Annotated in this window: 17 protein-coding genes and 4 pseudogenes; 17 read left to right on the plus strand and 4 right to left on the minus strand. The window is 39.1% G+C overall.

Going from position 1 to position 16,450, the window contains the following annotated elements:
* Positions 1-48: 48 nt before the first annotated feature.
* The 8 genes and pseudogenes from ACFINE_RS00005 (at position 49) to ACFINE_RS00040 (ending at position 3,768) form a co-directional block, all read left to right on the plus strand.
* Positions 49-447, plus strand: a complete 399-nt coding sequence (locus tag ACFINE_RS00005; RefSeq protein ID WP_375620636.1) for a hypothetical protein — start codon at positions 49-51, stop codon at positions 445-447.
* A complete protein-coding gene (locus tag ACFINE_RS00010) occupies positions 435-563 on the plus strand; it encodes a hypothetical protein (RefSeq protein WP_375620637.1) in 129 nt (42 codons plus the stop codon). The genes ACFINE_RS00005 and ACFINE_RS00010 overlap by 13 nt, the downstream gene beginning before the upstream one ends.
* A gap of 64 nt (positions 564-627) precedes the next feature.
* Positions 628-1,104: a hypothetical protein gene (locus tag ACFINE_RS00015; protein WP_375620638.1), complete on the plus strand. Its 477-nt coding sequence runs from the start codon at positions 628-630 to the stop codon at positions 1,102-1,104.
* 728 nt (positions 1,105-1,832) lie between these two features.
* Positions 1,833-2,845: pseudogene (locus tag ACFINE_RS00020) on the plus strand (hypothetical protein); the annotation flags it as partial.
* Positions 2,840-3,194, plus strand: a pseudogene (locus ACFINE_RS00025) (lysozyme); the annotation flags it as partial. The pseudogenes ACFINE_RS00020 and ACFINE_RS00025, both read left to right, overlap by 6 nt.
* Positions 3,191-3,418, plus strand: coding sequence for a hypothetical protein (locus ACFINE_RS00030; protein WP_375620639.1), 228 nt, complete (start codon positions 3,191-3,193; stop codon positions 3,416-3,418). The pseudogene ACFINE_RS00025 and the gene ACFINE_RS00030, both read left to right, overlap by 4 nt.
* Positions 3,351-3,557, plus strand: coding sequence for a hypothetical protein (locus ACFINE_RS00035; protein ID WP_375620640.1), 207 nt, complete (start codon positions 3,351-3,353; stop codon positions 3,555-3,557). The genes ACFINE_RS00030 and ACFINE_RS00035 overlap by 68 nt, the downstream gene beginning before the upstream one ends.
* Entirely contained in the window at positions 3,550-3,768 is a 219-nt protein-coding gene (locus ACFINE_RS00040; RefSeq protein WP_375611113.1) for a hypothetical protein, read from the plus strand. Before ACFINE_RS00035 ends, ACFINE_RS00040 begins: the two co-directional genes overlap by 8 nt.
* Before the next feature lie 61 nt (positions 3,769-3,829).
* On the opposite strand, the pseudogene ACFINE_RS00045 reads toward ACFINE_RS00040, so the two are convergent.
* Together ACFINE_RS00045 and ACFINE_RS00050 are read right to left on the minus strand one after the other, a co-directional pair.
* Positions 3,830-4,103 (minus strand): annotated as a pseudogene (locus ACFINE_RS00045) (type II toxin-antitoxin system YafQ family toxin).
* Positions 4,104-4,112: 9 nt separating this feature from the next.
* Positions 4,113-4,393: pseudogene (locus ACFINE_RS00050) on the minus strand (type II toxin-antitoxin system RelB/DinJ family antitoxin).
* A 278-nt stretch (positions 4,394-4,671) separates the two neighbouring features.
* Between ACFINE_RS00050 and ACFINE_RS00055 the strand changes: the two are divergent.
* From ACFINE_RS00055 to ACFINE_RS00065, 3 genes are all read left to right on the plus strand, one after another.
* A complete protein-coding gene (locus ACFINE_RS00055) occupies positions 4,672-5,634 on the plus strand; it encodes an L-threonylcarbamoyladenylate synthase (protein ID WP_375620641.1) in 963 nt (320 codons plus the stop codon).
* Between the two features lie 2 nt (positions 5,635-5,636).
* Positions 5,637-7,046, plus strand: coding sequence for an FAD-binding oxidoreductase (locus ACFINE_RS00060; protein ID WP_375620642.1), 1,410 nt, complete (start codon positions 5,637-5,639; stop codon positions 7,044-7,046).
* Between the two features lie 144 nt (positions 7,047-7,190).
* Positions 7,191-7,718, plus strand: a complete 528-nt coding sequence (locus tag ACFINE_RS00065; protein ID WP_012754813.1) for a DUF6101 family protein — start codon at positions 7,191-7,193, stop codon at positions 7,716-7,718.
* Between the two features lie 629 nt (positions 7,719-8,347).
* Here ACFINE_RS00065 and purD read toward each other — a convergent pair.
* Positions 8,348-9,631 carry a phosphoribosylamine--glycine ligase gene (purD, locus tag ACFINE_RS00070; protein WP_375620643.1) on the minus strand — a complete coding sequence of 428 codons (1,284 nt, stop codon included), beginning with the start codon at positions 9,629-9,631 and terminating at the stop codon, positions 8,348-8,350.
* A gap of 90 nt (positions 9,632-9,721) precedes the next feature.
* Here purD and ubiA point away from each other — a divergent pair, with 90 nt between their 5' ends.
* Positions 9,722-10,726, plus strand: a complete 1,005-nt coding sequence (ubiA, locus tag ACFINE_RS00075; RefSeq protein WP_375620644.1) for a 4-hydroxybenzoate octaprenyltransferase — start codon at positions 9,722-9,724, stop codon at positions 10,724-10,726.
* A 237-nt stretch (positions 10,727-10,963) separates the two neighbouring features.
* Here ubiA and pdxH read toward each other — a convergent pair whose 3' ends face one another.
* Entirely contained in the window at positions 10,964-11,587 is a 624-nt protein-coding gene (gene pdxH, locus ACFINE_RS00080) for a pyridoxamine 5'-phosphate oxidase (protein ID WP_375620645.1), read from the minus strand.
* 325 nt (positions 11,588-11,912) lie between these two features.
* On the opposite strand from pdxH, the gene ACFINE_RS00085 reads away from it, so the two are divergent.
* The 5 genes from ACFINE_RS00085 to ACFINE_RS00105 all read left to right on the plus strand — a co-directional run bounded on the left by ACFINE_RS00085 (position 11,913) and on the right by ACFINE_RS00105 (position 16,382).
* Positions 11,913-12,818: a DnaJ C-terminal domain-containing protein gene (locus tag ACFINE_RS00085; RefSeq protein WP_375620646.1), complete on the plus strand. Its 906-nt coding sequence runs from the start codon at positions 11,913-11,915 to the stop codon at positions 12,816-12,818.
* Positions 12,819-12,945: 127 nt separating this feature from the next.
* Positions 12,946-13,764 (plus strand): enoyl-ACP reductase FabI, encoded by an 819-nt coding sequence (fabI, locus tag ACFINE_RS00090; protein ID WP_375620647.1) that lies wholly within the window; start codon positions 12,946-12,948, stop codon positions 13,762-13,764.
* Positions 13,765-13,912: 148 nt separating this feature from the next.
* Positions 13,913-15,001 (plus strand): chorismate synthase, encoded by a 1,089-nt coding sequence (gene aroC, locus ACFINE_RS00095; protein ID WP_375620648.1) that lies wholly within the window; start codon positions 13,913-13,915, stop codon positions 14,999-15,001.
* 15 nt (positions 15,002-15,016) lie between these two features.
* Complete coding sequence (ribB, locus tag ACFINE_RS00100; protein ID WP_375620649.1) at positions 15,017-16,120, plus strand: 3,4-dihydroxy-2-butanone-4-phosphate synthase; 1,104 nt, start codon at positions 15,017-15,019, stop codon at positions 16,118-16,120.
* Positions 16,121-16,127: 7 nt separating this feature from the next.
* Positions 16,128-16,382: an exodeoxyribonuclease VII small subunit gene (locus tag ACFINE_RS00105; protein WP_375611123.1), complete on the plus strand. Its 255-nt coding sequence runs from the start codon at positions 16,128-16,130 to the stop codon at positions 16,380-16,382.
* The last annotated feature ends 68 nt before the right edge of the window (positions 16,383-16,450 follow it).

Genomic DNA, 16,450 nt, shown 5'->3' on the forward strand with positions numbered 1-16,450 from the left:
TTCACCTAATCGTACGCCAATTTATTCAAAATATTCAGGGAGGAAAAAATGAAACAAATCTTGAAATTATTAAGCGGAATAGTTTTGGTTAGTGTAGCTGGATGTAACATCGATAAGCCTCCTCCAGGGTATCTAAGTATGTGGGAGAAGTCTGGAGCAGATTTTACGGAGATAGGAAAAGCATTGTTAGAATGTGGTATGCCAACCCCTTATGATGTTTTTCCAGAAAACCAACAGCAGAGCATTAATGCTAAAGCAACAACTTATGCCTGCATGCTCCAAGCAGGATTCCACTATAAAGGGAGGGGTAACTGGTGTTATACTTTTAAAGAGAAAAACTTGCCGATTTGTCGTCCAGGTGCTGTCATACCACAGCGCAGTGTCAAGAAGCGCTTGAACAGCCCTTTTTGTACAAAGCATCCAGAACAACCTGAATGCGAGCCTTAAGTCTTGCTGTTTGTGATGATCAACAATCCGCTATCCTTGCCTTCTCTTGGAATGGCGGGACTGTTCCCTCAATCCATCATCTCAATATTGTTCACCGTTGTTTTAAGCAGCGGTGACAGAAAATATCAACAAGCTTCCGAGCTGTTTTATTGTAAAGAAACCCACTGAAGGAGGGGAATAATGAAGAAAATCTTAAAACTATTGAGTTGCATAGCTCTCTTAAATACAGCTGGATGTGTTAACCAACCTCCTCCATCAACTTTAGCATTATGGGAAAAACCAGGTGTCGATAAAGCGATGATCCAACAATCCTTATCAAAATGTGGTTGGAAACCGGTTTATGCTTCTTCTAGTGATATGAATTCGTATGCGAGTGAATTTGCCTCAGTTTATGAGTGCATGAAAAAAGCAGGTTTCCGGTATAAATTGCAAAATTCAAAAGGGCTCTATTTTACACAACCTCCCAAAAGTGGCTCATTCCTAAGCAATTTAATGATAGCAGGATATCAGCAATTTATGGACAATGACACCTTTGGTGTGACCAACAAAACGAAACAGGAAAGCGCTTTACTAACGCATTTTGAGGATGAAAAAAAACGTCAGCAAAAGCAAAAAGCTTTACAAAAGCGATCACCAAAGCGTCCTCCCCATCGTTAAAAAGGTCGTTGGATAAAATCACGAATGAAGTAGGGGATCAAAGCCGTCTCCTTCTTTATTCAAGCGGATGACACTTTAAATAAGGCAGCATTCAAGGTGTTGGAGCCGATATTATCGCTGGGACCAATCCTGTTTATGCAAATGGTGAGCAGAGCGGGAATATCACCTTGGGAGAAGGTAAAGATATCATTTTTGAAAGTGTACAAAACCAGCTCGTGGGTGTTGCTACAGCCCTTGGCTCTTAAGACGATTCATAAGAATCATTTTTACTCCTTTCTTCTATAGTTTTTACCCACACATCAGCCCCGCTTATGATGTGCAAGCAAGTGATTTTGATTGATTCAAGATAAACAGATTTGAAATGAGAGAATCCTACGTTATTCGGGAGGCTAATTCAATATAAATAACGCTAGATTATTATTATAAATCAATATTTTGTTATATAAAAAACCTAATCCGTGGGAGATTGTTGGAAATGTTGGAACTATCCTTGGTACTTTTGCTGGGCTTAGCAACATCAGAGCGAAAGAAAATATCGTACGAGTAGGGCAGCGAGATGGATACAAACTCTATGAGTATAACTACAGGGGCTATCCAGAGCGTTATCGCGGGGTGATGGCACAAGATGTTTTGAAGTCAAAACCTGAAGCTGTTTTCTTGCATAAGGCGATAGGTTTTTTGCATGTAGATTATAGCAAGCGTGGCTGCGAGATGGAAAGGGTGCAGTGATGGAACAAGAAAACACAAATTCTCTTTTAAAGTTGTTTGATCCAAAATTTTTGCGTCCTTTAATGTATCAGGTTATACCGCAGTTACCTAGATATTTATTGCAACAACGCTCGATGCCTCCAAGCACGCCGTTGGAAGGACGATACAAGCCAAGTTTTTTAGAACGGGCTGCTTGTCGCACAGACCCTTTTGATGCGAGCAATGGGGATAATACTCCGCAAAAATTGAGTCCTACAGAGCTTATTCGCGGTTCTCAAGCAGGGACAGAACAAGCTGGGAAAAAACGCCAGCAGAATTGATTATGTCTACAGATGATTTAAAGCGCCAAATGCCTCCATTGCCGGATGTTTCAAAGGATACTGTTAAGATACAAGAGGTACCAGAGCAACAAAAACATGATTTTTCAGAGCAGGGAGGTGTTGCATCAATGATTCCTCAATCTCCACTTGTTGCGAACATTGATCAGTCTAATGGGGATGAAGCTGGGCGACAGCAAAAAGATGTGATGGATTATATTGCTCAACTTAATGAGAAATCTATAGCGGAAAACTCTTTGAAAAACAATTCTGGAAATGATGAGGAAAAGCTTTTTGATGCACCCATAGGAAAAGAAAAACATTTGAATGCACACTTACCAGAAGAGGAGTATTTAAAAGAAAGTGGTGATCTTGAACAAAAAACAGATTATATCAAGTCACTTGATAACTTTGTTCAGACAGGAGCAAATCCAAGTAGCTTATGGGAGCGTTTTAGAAAATCAGAATTTTCCGAACATTTAATGGATTTTTTTGCAGGGCTTGCGTTAGGAAAGACACCACAAGAAAGTTTTTCAAATGCATCTATCCTTATGCGGCAGGGCAACAAGGAACGCGCACAACATAAACAAACTTTGCAATTTTTACGTTCTAAAGGGTATAGCGATGAAGATGCGCAAGCACTCACGCAATATCCAGATCTTGCCATGAAAGTTATAGGCAACACGTTAAGCCCTCAAGAAGCCTATAGAACACTACTTAAAAGGCTTAATCGGGGGATTATGAAGCGGTACCAACCGAATTGCAGAAATGGACCAAAGCGGGAGGCAAACGTTTACAAGGTCTTGTACACCGGCGTGTAGAAGAGGCAGGGCTATGGGCGAAAGGGGCTTATGTTTCTTCCAATTATCAAACAGTAGAAACGCAAGCACCAACGGGGGGTTCAAAGCAGAAGCATTGGCACCGATTATTGGTTCTTTCTCAGGTCTTGGTGGGTTTTTAGCGGGCAATGGACCAATCCAATGGGCTTTATCCGCCATTATGGTTTTAGCCGCATGTACTGGCATTTTCTTTGTAGCTAAACGCTTTCAGGAGCACCGCCTATGATCTTATGGATGAAAAGAAACTTGATGGTAACAGGTGCGGCTTTAGCCGCTTTTTTTATTGCCTTAGCAAAAGCTTTTACTCTTGGGAAAAAAGTAGAGCAACAAAAGCAAACAGAAAAAGCTTTAAAAGCAGCCACAACACGGCTTGAGGTGGAAAGTGAAGTTAATCAAAAAAGTGATGCTGATATGCGTGCTGCTCTCTCTCACTGGTTGCATGACAAATAAATATGCTTCTTCTTGTGTTGGCTGGTTGCCAATTTATTTAGACAAGAAAGATCTGAACGCCATCAGTTCCAATTTAGCAAGAGAGATCTTAAAGCACAATAATCTAGGTGAACGCTTGTGTGGGTGGAAACATGGTTAGAAAAAAATCCAAAAAACACACAGAGCTTACAGAATCAGAAAAAGAAATGCTTCAAGAAATGATCATCACCTATCAAAGCGTGAAAATGATGTCTCGCTTGATGAAGTGGATAGCATTTTTTCTTTTTTTGCTTATTCTTGATTTTGCACGCCTCATGGATGCGATAGACAACATCTTCGCTCATTTGAAGCAGTGGTTCTCAAAGAATTAGAAAAACTGTCATACAAGCAAAAACTTCGAAAAATTCTTTTTACTATGAATTGGAGATCCAATCATAAGCGTAGTTCAGAATGCAAACCAAGTCGTAAGAGCCCTAGTGTTTTGGTATTCGGCTTTCGATAGATCAAAACTAAATCTGGCTTGATATGACAATCACGACAATTGCGCCATTGACCTGTTAGCGCATGATCTCTCCAATGCGCTTTTAGCGGTTCATTCTCCGCTAACGCTTTGACCACAAGCAGCAAATCCTTCTCTAGTGTATTAGCCATACCTACCTTTGCTTTCACGTTTAAGGTCAGACCGGAATGAACGCGTATAGACAATATAGCAAGCTTAGGTTTTCTTTTCAGATTTACGCATTTCGGTTCTATCTTCGCGTATCATGGTCCTTAAGCCGTCTAATGATGTACGTTCGACGCATCCCATTTCGGCATCCTCGATAGCTCGTAATGTTTCCGGATTTGGTTGAAAGATCCAAGCGGTAATGTTCGATCTCTAGCAATGCGGGTCATAAACATGCGTACTGCATCCGATACAGTTAAACCCGTAGACTTAATAACTGCACTTGCAATTTCTTGAACTTGATCAGGTATGCGGGCTTGAATTTTTCCCATTTCTAAATCCCCTATTCAATTGTAGTACAATGTACTGCACGTTAAGTCTATGTCAAGAGTTTCAACAATAGCTTTTCACAAGAGAACTTAGCAAAATTCAAAAAATTATTAGAGAAAGTTAGAAGAATAAGATATGTTCTGTAGAAGAATATTGGAAAATCCTATTCCCTAACCTTTATTTATGAACCACATACTTTAAAAAAACATATAAATCAATGTGATATATGAATAAAAAAGAGCATAATATCACTAAAAGAGTGTTATAGAAATGATGTGTCATGACGATTCTACCACTCGATAGTGCTTCGATAAGAGAGGCAATAGCGCTTCTTGAACAAGGGAAGTTAGTAGCGTTACCAACGGAAACTGTTTATGGATTAGCGGGCGATGCAACCAATGGAAGGGCAATTTCTTCTATTTATTCTACAAAGGGTCGTCCGCAAATTAATCCTCTTATTGCGCATGTCAGCGGCATAGAAATGGCGGAACGTTATGTTAAAATTGACTTTCTTTCACGCCAATTAATGGAGGAATTTTGGCCAGGGCCTTTGACATTGGTTTTGCCTTTAAAGGAACAGCATAATATCCATCCTTTAACAACCTCTGGTTTGAATACCTTGGCTGTTCGTTTTCCAGACAGTCGTTTTGCAGAAGTGGTACAACATTTTGGCCGCCCACTTGCTGCTCCTAGTGCGAATCAATCGGGGCGTCTTAGCCCTACTTCAGCTGAGGCTGTTTTTGCATCTTTGGGGGAATCTGTTCCTTTGATATTGGACGGAGGACCTGCTAAAATAGGTCTGGAATCAACGATTATTAAAATTTGTGGTGAAAATATTTATCTTTTGCGTCCAGGGGGGCTTGCGGCTGATGAAATTGAAGAAGTTGTGGGGAAGCCTTTAAAACGGATAGATCAAAGGGCGGCGATTGAAGCTCCTGGAATGTTAAAGTCGCATTATGCTCCCAATGCTACGGTTCGTTTGAATGTAGAAAAGGTGGAAAATGGTGAAGCGCTTTTAGCATTTGGTTCAAAGCGTGTTATGGGGGCTGAAAATGCCGTGTCTATTTTAAACCTTAGCGAAGATGGAAAGTTAGAAGAGGCAGCCTCTCATTTATTTCAATATATGAAGGAATTAGATTCATTTAAAGTGAGATGTATCGCAGTAGAACCTATTCCATTATACGGATTAGGGGAGGCTATCAATGATCGTCTTATACGGGCTGCAGCTCCAAAGGAGAAATGAACATGGAGCAGGAATTAATTGAGGGGTTTAGGGAAATTGTTGGTGCTAAGCATGCTATAACAGATCAAGCGTTGATTGCACCGTATTTGCTTGAAGAGCGTGGGCTTTTTCATGGAAAAACACCTTTACTTTTACGTCCATCTTCTTGCGCAGAGGTCTCATTGATTATGCAGTTAGCGAGCAAAACGCGCACACCGATTGTGCCACAGGGTGGAAATACAGGGCTTGTGGGGGGGCAACAACCAGATGAAAGAGGAGGGGGCGTTCTTTTATCCATGGAGCGATTAAATAAGATTAGAGCTATAAATCTTGAGGGAAACTTTGTTGTTGTAGAGGCTGGTGTTATTTTACAGGATTTACAGAAAAAAGTGGATGAATCAGGTCGTTTTTTCCCTCTTTCTTTGGCATCTGAAGGTTCTTGCCAAGTAGGAGGAAATCTTTCGTCGAATGCTGGAGGGACAGCTGTTTTAGCTTATGGCAATATGCGTGATCTTTGTCTTGGTTTAGAAGTTGTTTTACCGGATGGGCGTATTTTAGATGATTTGCGTTTTGTTAAAAAAGACAATAGCGGTTACGATTTAAAAGATCTTTTTATTGGTGCAGAAGGCACATTGGGTGTTATAACCGCAGCCGTTTTGAAGATGTTTCCAAAAATAAAAGGAAAAGCTGTTGCTTTGGTGGGATTATATAGTCCGGCGAAGGCTTTAGAGTTTTTATCTCTGGCTCAAGAATATGGAGGAGGGATGTTGACAGGTTTTGAGCTCATGGGAAATCTCAGTTTGCAAATGGCTTTAGATTATAAGATGTGTGAGAAGCTTCCTCTTCAGCGGAAACATGAATGGTATGTATTAATGAACATTTCATCGTTGCAAGGCAATGATGAGGCGTTATCGGTATTGAGTACTATTTTAGAAGAAGCTTTAAAGAATGCGGTGATAGAAGATGCAGTTGTTGCGCAATCTTTAAAACAGCAAGATTTTTTTTGGCAATTACGAGAAAGTATATCATCAGCACAAAAGTTAGCAGGAGGGTCCATTAAGCATGATATTGCTATCCCACTTGCTTCTATTCCTGATTTTATTGCTGAGGCAGCGCTTATTGTTGAAGATATTGCTCCAGGAGCACGGGTGATTTGTTTTGGACATATGGGCGATGGAAATTTACATTATAATATTACACAACCTGTAGGAGCTGATACGGCAGTGTTCTTGCAGTTATGGTCAACAATGAATCATCGCATTCATAGTTTAGTGGTGGACTATAGAGGTGCATTTTCTGCTGAGCATGGAATTGGTCAGCTTAAGCGCGAAGAACTTCGTTCTTTTAAATCGCCTGTCGCATTGGATATTATGCAAGGGATTAAAAAAACGCTCGATCCTTTAGGGATAATGAATCCTGGAAAAGTATTATAATTCAAGAATGGTGATCATGTATTTTTGTTTAGATTTTAATAACCAAAAAAGAAACCAGTTGTTTTTTATTCAAACTTTTAATAATCCAATGAGAAAAAGCTGCTAAAGGGTGTATGTTATTTAAGATAAATTGGGATAATGTATATGGCTAATCAATGCTTTAATCAGGCAAAAGCGGTGCTTGAATTTCGGTTAGATCCGTGCCATTTGCCACAAACGACGACATATTTTTCATCCAAAACGGGTAATCAGGTTATTTGTTCGTTAAATGAGCGTGGTGTTTCTTTTAAAACGGATATGCCTTCAAGTTTATCGCATTTAATACCCCCTTATCATTTCCAAGGAATTGCAGCACGTACCGTAAAAACGCGTTCAGGAGAAAGAGCTGTTGCATTAGAATTACTTCATGCCGATGAGGAAGCTTGTATACCGCTTTTGGTTTCCAGAGATTTGAATAATGTTCTTCTGGATTGGCGGTTATGGGCGGATACTTATGGCCTTCCCATGCTTATGATCAATGAAGATAATCGCATTCTGGTTGTAAAAGATCGTTCTGATTTACATCGATTTTTTGGTACAACAGCACATTCTAAACAAAAGCGTTTTTTACTTCGTTATAGCAATCCGTTAGGCTTGCGTTTGGTGATTGCGAATCGAATTGCACTCCAGTAATATTAACATGTATTCATTTTTGTACTACCGTCAGCATTTATCTTGTTGTGCTGTAAAACATCGTTGTTTGGAGCGGTAATATAAGGCGTGTAAACTTCACACATGAAGTGTTTTAGAAGATATGGCAAATATTCTTAAGTTTGCTTGTAGGTATTTGTGTAAGTGCAGCATATGAGTGGGAAGCAAGAGGAATCCGCTCAATGAAAATCCAGACCTTTACAGACGGAATTTGGTGTGACTTTTGGTTCTTGAAGACAAAGAGGAAGCCAATGATTGTAAATGAAGAGTTTTTTAACACCATACATTTGCAGCAGGAATCAATTACGTTAAACGCTTTTTTCGGAGAGGTAAAAACGGTTTTCATAACAATAGAAACTGTTTTTTTGCGGTATAATTTTGGGTTTTTGTCACATCATTAAAACACCAGAAGATTACTGGAAGTGTTTTTGAATTTTTTTCAGATTCAGAAAATTTTCCTATTTTATCATGAGTAGATATTCTATTTATAATATTTGATTGTTCAAAGGAAAGCACACTCATTTTTTCAAAATTATGGTCAACGTAAAACAGTGAGAAAATTTGTGTGTCATGCTCTTATATAAAATAATAAAATCGTAAATAAAGAATATTCAAAGGATTTTATTTTCTCGCGCAACGGCTCTCCATCCGATATCACGACGAACAAAACCTTCTGGCCAATCAATACAATCAACAGCTTCATAGGCACGTTTTTGTGCATGCGTAATCGTTTTTCCTGTTGCAGTTATATTGAGAACACGTCCACCATTTGCAATGAGTTCTCCATCACGCAACACTGTACCAGCTTGAAAAACTCTCACATCGGGAAGAGAGTTTACTTGATCAACGTTACGGATAACAGTACCTTTTTGGGGAGAGTCTGGATAACCATTAGCAGCCATAACAACGGTGAGAGCAGCTTTTTCAGACCACTGAAGAGGCTCATTTTCAAGTTTTCCTTGAGCAGCAGCAAGAAAAATTGGCAAAATGTCATCTTTGAGGCGCATCATTAAAACTTGACATTCAGGATCACCGAATCGTACGTTAAATTCAATTAATTCGGGTCCTTTTTGCGTTATCATTAATCCGACAAAGAGAATGCCTTTAAAGGGGGTTCCCATTTCGTTCATGCTTTTTAAAGCTGGTTCAACAATTTCTTTGAGGGTACGATTCACTGTTTCTTTGGTCATGATGGGCGCTGGTGAATAAGCACCCATACCACCGGTGTTTGCTCCAGTATCCCCATCACCTACACGTTTATGATCTTGAGCAGATCCAAAAGGAAGAGCAACTTTACCATCACAAAGGCAGAAGAAGCTTGCTTCTTCACCTTCAAGAAAAGATTCTACAACAATTTTGTTTCCTGCATCTCCAAATGTACTTTTGAAGCAGGCATCAACTGCGTTAAACGCTTCTTCCATAGTTGTTGCAACCACGACACCTTTGCCAGCTGCTAAGCCATCAGCTTTAATAACAATGGGAACACCTTGTTGCTGAATGTAAGCTTTAGCTTTAGAGGCATCATTAAAGCATTGGTAACTTCCTGTAGGAATGTTATTCTTCCGACATAAATCTTTTGTAAAGGCTTTTGAACCTTCTAGTTGAGCAGCTTTTTGAGTAGGACCAAATACACAGATGTTAGCGCTATTAAGAGAGTCTGTTATACCCGCCACCAAGGGTGCTTCTGGTCCTACAATTACAAGATCAATAGAATGTGCTTTACAAAAATCAATAACAAGGGGATGGTCATCAATGTTCAAATTAATATTTTCACCAAATTCTGTTGTTGCAGGATTTCCAGGAGCACAATATAACTTTGTTAGCAGTGGTGATGCTGCTATTTTCCATGCTAAAGCATGTTCTCGTCCACCTGAGCCAATAAGAAGAATATTCATTGCTTGCTCCTCTCATAAAAGATAATTAATCTCATCCCCTTCTCATAAGAATGAAATGTCTCTATCGCAAGACCAAAGGTAAATCATTTGATGAAAAAAAATAAAAATATCGCGCATGTTCAGTCCTATGATAGCCAAGGACGGGTTATGGATGCATCTTCCAAACAATGGGTCTACAGCTTCCTTCCCCGTTCTTTATGGTTTTATGCGCAATTGGCGCGTTGGGATCGGCCTATCGGTTGGCAATTGTTGATGTGGCCTTGTTTTTGGTCAACAACAATGGCTTTTTTCTCTTATAACATGCATTACGATACTCTTTTATCAATGTTTCTTCATTGGGTTTGGTATCTTTTTCTTTTTTTTCTGGGGTCTATTGCTATGCGAGGGGCAGGATGTACTTGGAATGATCTTATTGACCATAAAATTGATGCTCAGGTAGAAAGGACACGTTCTCGCCCATTGCCGACAGGTCATGTGAGTCGGTTGCAAGCAAGAGTTTTTATACTTGTGCAATGTTTAGTTGGTTTAGTTGTTTTATCACAATTTAATAGGTTTAGTTTTTTTCTAGGTATTTCGTCATTGATAGCTGTTGCATTTTATCCTTTTATGAAACGCGTAACATATTGGCCGCAGTTTTTTTTAGGCGTTGCATTTAATTGGGGGGCATTAATGGGGTGGGCTGTTGTCTTTGGAAGTTTAAGCTGGGCACCAATCTTGCTTTATGTGGGATCAATTTTGTGGACCATAGGATACGACACAATCTACGCACATCAAGATAAAGAAGATGACATTACTGTTGGTGTCCGTTCTACGGCTCTTCTTTTTGGTAAAGCAACCAAGCGTGCTTTAGTATTTTTGTATGGTGGTTTTGTGATGTTCGTTAGTCTAGCATTTTATTTAGCTGGAGTTCCTGTTCTTAGTTTTTTTGGGATTTTTGTGGCAAGCATCCATATGTTTATTCAAATTAAAGTCATTGATATAGATGATAGTTCACAATGCCTCAGGCTTTTCAAATCTAATTCGCTTATTGGTTTTGTGATTTTTGCTGGTTTAGTATGTGGGGGTATATGGATGATATTTTATTCTGCGGTCTAAAAATAAGTTAGCTAAAATCATAGTTTCTATTGAATACAGTATGTTTTTTTTAATAAGCTTGTTGATAATCTATTTTTAAGCAATACAGTAGAAAATATCACCAATTAACCTTTACAGTGAAAATAAAATTCTTCTATTTAAATAAAATAAATCAGCTTCTTTTAGAATTTTTCGAATAAAAAATATTTGTTTAATTGTTGCGAAGAAAAAATCTTCATAACGATGAAGTTTGAAGGATTAGGGATAAAGTTTTTGTCTTTTCCAATCGCTGTGTTCAACACAATCCCGTGTAAAAAGCAGACGATCATGTAAACGAAATGGGCGATCGCACCAGAACTCTATAGAAAGGGGTTTAACACGAAACCCAGACCAATAAGGTGGTCGTGGAATATTGCCTAGAGCATAACGCGCAGTATATTGAGCAATTGCTTTTTCGAGCACAAAACGATTGTCTAAAGGTTGAGATTGTTTAGAGGCCCATGCACCAATTCGACTACCACGTGGTCGCGATTGGAAATAGGCATCGGCTTCCTGTTGACTTACTTTTTCAACGATTCCTCTAATTCTGACTTGACGACGGAGTGATTTCCAATGAAAACCTAAGGATGCTTTCATTGATTTTAAAATTTCTTGTCCTTTACAGCTTTCATAATTGGTATAGAAGACAAAGCCTTGGCGATTGTAGTCTTTGAGGAGAACCATACGAACATTAGGGAGTCCTGTTTCGTCAACTGTTGCTAATGCCATAGCATTCGGATCATTTATTTCACTTATCGTTGCCTCTTCAAGCCACTTTGCGAAAAGTTCAAAAGGTTTTTGCATTTGCATAAAATGATCATCTGTTGGTATTTTTTTGCTCATAGTTTCTCCAAATATCAGTGAGCATGGGTGAGGCATTCTCTCATTTACTTTATCATCAAGAAGTCACAGTACCATTTTTTCTTATTTTCAAAAAGCCAATGCTATCGTGTATTTCTATGGTAATTTAATTATTTTTACTTTAGCATAGACTACAAGGAGCTATATTAAATAAATATCTCATTTTATCTGGTATTTTAGTTTATTGATAGACATATAAAGAGAAAAGAAGAAATTATTCTTTAGAATAGACTGATGAAGCTATAAGGGATATTGAACAACGTATCAGTTGATATTTTGAAAACGAAGAAATTGAAAAGAGGGCAATATGCGTGATCCCTACACGATTCTGGGTGTGGCACGTACCGCAAAATCGCAAGAGATTAAATCGGCATTTAGAAGATTAGCGAAGAAATATCATCCAGACCATAATAAAGATGATACAAAGGCTAAAGAGAAATTTGCTGAAATTAATCAAGCCTATGAAATTATAGGTGATAAAGATAAAAAGGCACAATTTGACCGCGGTGAAATTGATATGGAAGGAAAACCGCTTTATCAAGCCTATGGTGCTGGTGAAAATTTTAGCAATAAACAAAATCCCTTTTCAGGAAGAGCAAAGGGATTTGATTTTTCCTCTTCAGGTGGTGCAAGTTTTGATGCGAGTGATATTTTTCGGGATCTGTTTGGAGGAGGAGGTAGCTTTTCGAATTCTACACACTATAACCGTCCCCAACAAGGAGCACATGTTCGTGCTAATCTTGCCATAACATTAGAGCAGATGGTTGGCGCAGAAAAGGTGGAAGCTGTTTTTCCAAATGGAAAAAAGTTAAAAATTAAACTGCCAGATTATATTGAAGACGGACAGACTATTCGTTTAAAAGGTCAGGGAGAAGAGGTACCTCACGGGCAAGCAGGAGATGCGTTAATAACCATTCAGATTCAAAAACATCCTCGTTTTCGGGTTGAAGGAAGAGCACTCCATCTTGATTTACCAGTTTCTCTCAAACATGCTGTTTTGGGAGCAAAAGAAGAAGTTGAGACGTTGGAGGGGCGTGTGGTTTTAACGATTCCTGCGTGGTCAAGTTCTGATCGCGTTTTACGGTTGAAAGGGAAAGGGCTTCGTTTAAAAAATGGTACAAGAGATGATCTTTATGTGCATGTTCGCATTATGTTGCCGGGAGATGAAAATGCCGCCGCACTAGAACAGTTTTTGCAAATGCAACAAGATTAATTTTAAAAATTTTATATATAAAAGCGTAGTTTTTGTTTGATTTTAAACCAATTGCTTGAAGAAAAAGTTGACCTGTGTCATAGGCAGGTGAATAATACTAATTTTAAGTAACAATGGGGCAGTGCTGATGGCTAAGGGTAATGGTTTATTGTACGGTAAGCGTGGTTTAATTTTGGGGTTGGCCAATAATCGCTCCATCGCTTGGGGAATCGCTAAAGCGGCAAGTAGCGCAGGGGCAGAGCTTGCTTTTACCTATCAGGGTGAAGCAATGAAAAAGCGTGTCGAGCCTTTGGCTGAAGAATTAAATGGATTTGTTTGTGGACATTGTGATGTTTCTGACAGTGTCTCTATTGATACGGTCTTTAGAGAAATAGAGAAGAAATGGGGAAAACTTGATTTTTTAGTTCATGCTATTGGTTTTTCTGATAAAGATGAATTAAGTGGTCGTTATATTGATATCAGCGAATCAAATTTTATGATGACCATGAATATTTCCGTTTATTCGCTAACAGCTCTAACGAAGCGTGCAGAAAAATTGATGCCAGATGGTGGTTCAATCTTGACACTAACCTATTATGGTGCAGAAAAGGTTGTTCCCAATTATAATGTAATGGGGGTTGCCAAAGCCGCTCTTGAAGCGAGCGTGAAATATTTAGCGGTAGATTTAGGTCCCCAAAATATTCGTGTTAATGCTATATCTGCTGGACCAATTAAAACGTTAGCGGCTTCTGGTATTGGTGATTTTCGTTATATTTTAAAATGGAATGAATATAATGCTCCATTACGTCGTACGGTAACAATTGAAGAGGTTGGTGATTCTGCGCTTTATTTTCTTTCAGATTTGTCTCGTTCTGTTACCGGTGAAGTCCATCATGTCGATTCGGGTTATAATATCATAGGTATGAAAGCAGTTGATGCCCCAGACATTTCTGTCGTTAAAGAATAAAGTTTGGTTTATAAGATTTTATTAGACAGCAGTAATTTGACCAAATTTAAGGTGTCCAAGAGTATTTGGGAGAAAAGAGCTGTTTTGTGTATAGCACACAACATACGTTATCGTTGTATATATTTGACAGAGAAATGGATCTTTTTTCATGTCGCATAATACATTTGGTCATTTGTTTCGTGTAACAACATGGGGTGAAAGTCATGGTGCTGCTCTTGGTTGTGTCATTGATGGTTGTCCACCTGGAATTATTTTTACTCTTGCAGAAGTTCAAGCTTATCTTGATAAACGCAAGCCAGGACAATCAAAATACACAACGCAGCGCCGAGAACCAGATGAAGTAGAGGTCCTTTCAGGAGTTGTTGTTCAAGACGATGGAACGACATTGGTGACAACAGGTACACCAATTTCTCTGTTGATTCGAAACACAGATCAACGCTCTCAAGATTATGGAGCAATTGCTCATCAGTATCGTCCAGGACATGCGGATTATACTTATGATATTAAATATGGCATTCGTGATTTTCGAGGCGGGGGACGTGCTTCGGCACGGGAGACGGCAGCACGTGTTGCAGCAGGTGCATTTGCTCGTAAAATCGTTCCTGGTTTGAGTGTACGAGGAGCAGTGATAGCAATTGGTCCTCATAATATTAATCGTGATCGTTGGGATTGGTCAGAGGTTGATAATAATCCTTTTTTTACAGCTGATGCAGAGATGGTTCACATTTTTAGTGACTATATCAGTAAACTCCGTAAAGAGGGGACATCTGTTGGTGCGGTTGTTGAGATCGTTGCAGAAAATGTTCCGGCAGGTTTAGGAGCCCCTATTTACGCAAAGCTTGATCAAGATATTGCCTCGTTACTTATGTCGATTAATGCGGTAAAAGGTGTGGAAATTGGTGATGGTTTTGCGGCAGCCCGCTTGAGGGGAGAAGAAAATGCCGATGAAATGCGAATGGGAAATGATGGAAAACCGCTTTTTTTATCCAATCATGCTGGTGGTATTTTAGGGGGAATATCGAGTGGACAGCCAATTGTTGCGCGTTTTGCTGTAAAGCCTACTTCATCAATTTTAACACCTCGTCGTTCCATTGATGTTGATGGTCATGATATAGACGTTATAACAAAGGGACGTCATGATCCATGTGTTGGGATTCGTGCCGTTCCTGTTGGTGAAGCGATGGTTGCTTGTGCTATTGCTGACCATTATCTAAGACATCGCGGTCAAGTTGGGTGATTGAAAAGGTGAACAATGGCGTATGATGAAAAAAAAATTGTTTCTGCACTTAAAGCTTTTGAACGCGGTGAAATTGTTGTGGTGACAGATGATGATGACCGTGAAAATGAGGGTGATTTAACTGTTGCTGCAGCGCATTGTACAGAAGAAAAGATGGCGTTTATTCTTCGTCACACAACAGGTATTGTGTGCACACCTATGCCAAAAAAAGAAGCAAAACGGTTTAATCTTTCTCCTATGGTACCAGATAATAACTCTGCACATGGGACGCAATTTACGGTTACTGTTGATTTTAAACACGGCATAACAACAGGGATCTCAGCACATGACCGTACATTAGCTGTACGTAATCTTGCGAATTCAAATGCAAGTGCGGATGATTTTGTTCGTCCAGGGCATGTTTTTCCTTTAATTGCGCATGAAGGGGGAGTGCTTATGCGTTCAGGTCACACGGAGGCCGCTGTTGATTTATGTAAATTAGCTAATTTGCCGCCGGTTGGTGTTATCGGTGAGTTAGTTAATGATGATGGAAGCGTTAAACATGGCGATCAGATTATGAAATTTGCGCAAGAACATCGGTTGCATATTATAACGGTTGCAGATTTAATTGCTTACCGCCAACGTAAGGAAATATTGATCAAGCATGTTGGAGAAATGCCTATTGAAACATTCGTAGGTCCCGCTATTGTTCAAAGTTATCAACTCCCTTGGGAAGTCGTTCAGCATATTGCAATTGTTTTTGGTGATGTCCGTGAGGGTGAGAATATTCCTGTGCATTTACATCATGAAAACATTATAAGTGACGTTTTTTGTCAAACTTCAGATATTATGGTGATGATGCGGCGTATGATGGAAAAAGAAAAACGTGGCGTATTTATTTATTTGCGTGAAGGATCTGTTATACAATCAACTGTTGGTATTCAAAACATGACAAGAAACAATTCAGAAAACCATGTGCAGGCGATTGAACGCGAAGAAGAATGGCGCAAAATTGGTTTAGGGTCACAAATTTTAAAATATTTAGGAATAGGCTCTGTTATTATTTATGCTTCTAAAGAGCATCATTATGTAGGTTTGGAAGGTTTTGGAGTTCGTATATCCAGAACAGATATTTTTTGAGGTTCATATGAAAAAAGAGATACAAGAGGGGGATATTACGACCTTAAGCTTTGAGCAAGCGCTTAAGCAACTTGAAGTTATTGTCGAAAATTTGGAACGTGGCGATGTGCCTTTGGAACAATCCATTGATATTTATGAACGCGGTGAAGCGCTTAAAAAGCATTGTGAAAAACTCTTAAGAGTTGCTGAAGCTAAAGTTGAAAAAATCCAGCTTTCAGAAGAAGGTTTTCCAGAAGGAGTGGAACCACTTGATGCTAAATAATTTAAATCTTTTTGGATATTTATTGTGGGACTTAAGAGAAGCAATAACCTTAGTTTATAAACAGAAAG

Origin of the sequence: Bartonella sp. AA97HXZ (genome assembly GCF_042196985.1) — a bacterium.
In the GTDB taxonomy this organism is placed as follows: domain Bacteria; phylum Pseudomonadota; class Alphaproteobacteria; order Rhizobiales; family Rhizobiaceae; genus Bartonella.

Bases quoted from the DNA above. Each gene is read 5' to 3' on its own strand.
- ACFINE_RS00005 (WP_375620636.1), top strand. From the start codon at position 49: ATGAAACAAATCTTGAAATTATTAAGCGGAATAGTTTTGGTTAGTGTA.
- ACFINE_RS00010 (WP_375620637.1), top strand. From the start codon at position 435: ATGCGAGCCTTAAGTCTTGCTGTTTGTGATGATCAACAATCCGCTATC.
- ACFINE_RS00015 (WP_375620638.1), top strand. From the start codon at position 628: ATGAAGAAAATCTTAAAACTATTGAGTTGCATAGCTCTCTTAAATACA.
- ACFINE_RS00030 (WP_375620639.1), top strand. From the start codon at position 3,191: ATGATCTTATGGATGAAAAGAAACTTGATGGTAACAGGTGCGGCTTTA.
- ACFINE_RS00040 (WP_375611113.1), top strand. From the start codon at position 3,550: ATGGTTAGAAAAAAATCCAAAAAACACACAGAGCTTACAGAATCAGAA.
- ACFINE_RS00055 (WP_375620641.1), top strand. From the start codon at position 4,672: ATGACGATTCTACCACTCGATAGTGCTTCGATAAGAGAGGCAATAGCG.
- ACFINE_RS00060 (WP_375620642.1), top strand. From the start codon at position 5,637: ATGGAGCAGGAATTAATTGAGGGGTTTAGGGAAATTGTTGGTGCTAAG.
- ACFINE_RS00065 (WP_012754813.1), top strand. From the start codon at position 7,191: ATGGCTAATCAATGCTTTAATCAGGCAAAAGCGGTGCTTGAATTTCGG.
- purD (WP_375620643.1), bottom strand. From the start codon at position 9,631: ATGAATATTCTTCTTATTGGCTCAGGTGGACGAGAACATGCTTTAGCA.
- ubiA (WP_375620644.1), top strand. From the start codon at position 9,722: ATGAAAAAAAATAAAAATATCGCGCATGTTCAGTCCTATGATAGCCAA.
- pdxH (WP_375620645.1), bottom strand. From the start codon at position 11,587: ATGAGCAAAAAAATACCAACAGATGATCATTTTATGCAAATGCAAAAA.
- ACFINE_RS00085 (WP_375620646.1), top strand. From the start codon at position 11,913: ATGCGTGATCCCTACACGATTCTGGGTGTGGCACGTACCGCAAAATCG.
- fabI (WP_375620647.1), top strand. From the start codon at position 12,946: ATGGCTAAGGGTAATGGTTTATTGTACGGTAAGCGTGGTTTAATTTTG.
- aroC (WP_375620648.1), top strand. From the start codon at position 13,913: ATGTCGCATAATACATTTGGTCATTTGTTTCGTGTAACAACATGGGGT.
- ribB (WP_375620649.1), top strand. From the start codon at position 15,017: ATGGCGTATGATGAAAAAAAAATTGTTTCTGCACTTAAAGCTTTTGAA.
- ACFINE_RS00105 (WP_375611123.1), top strand. From the start codon at position 16,128: ATGAAAAAAGAGATACAAGAGGGGGATATTACGACCTTAAGCTTTGAG.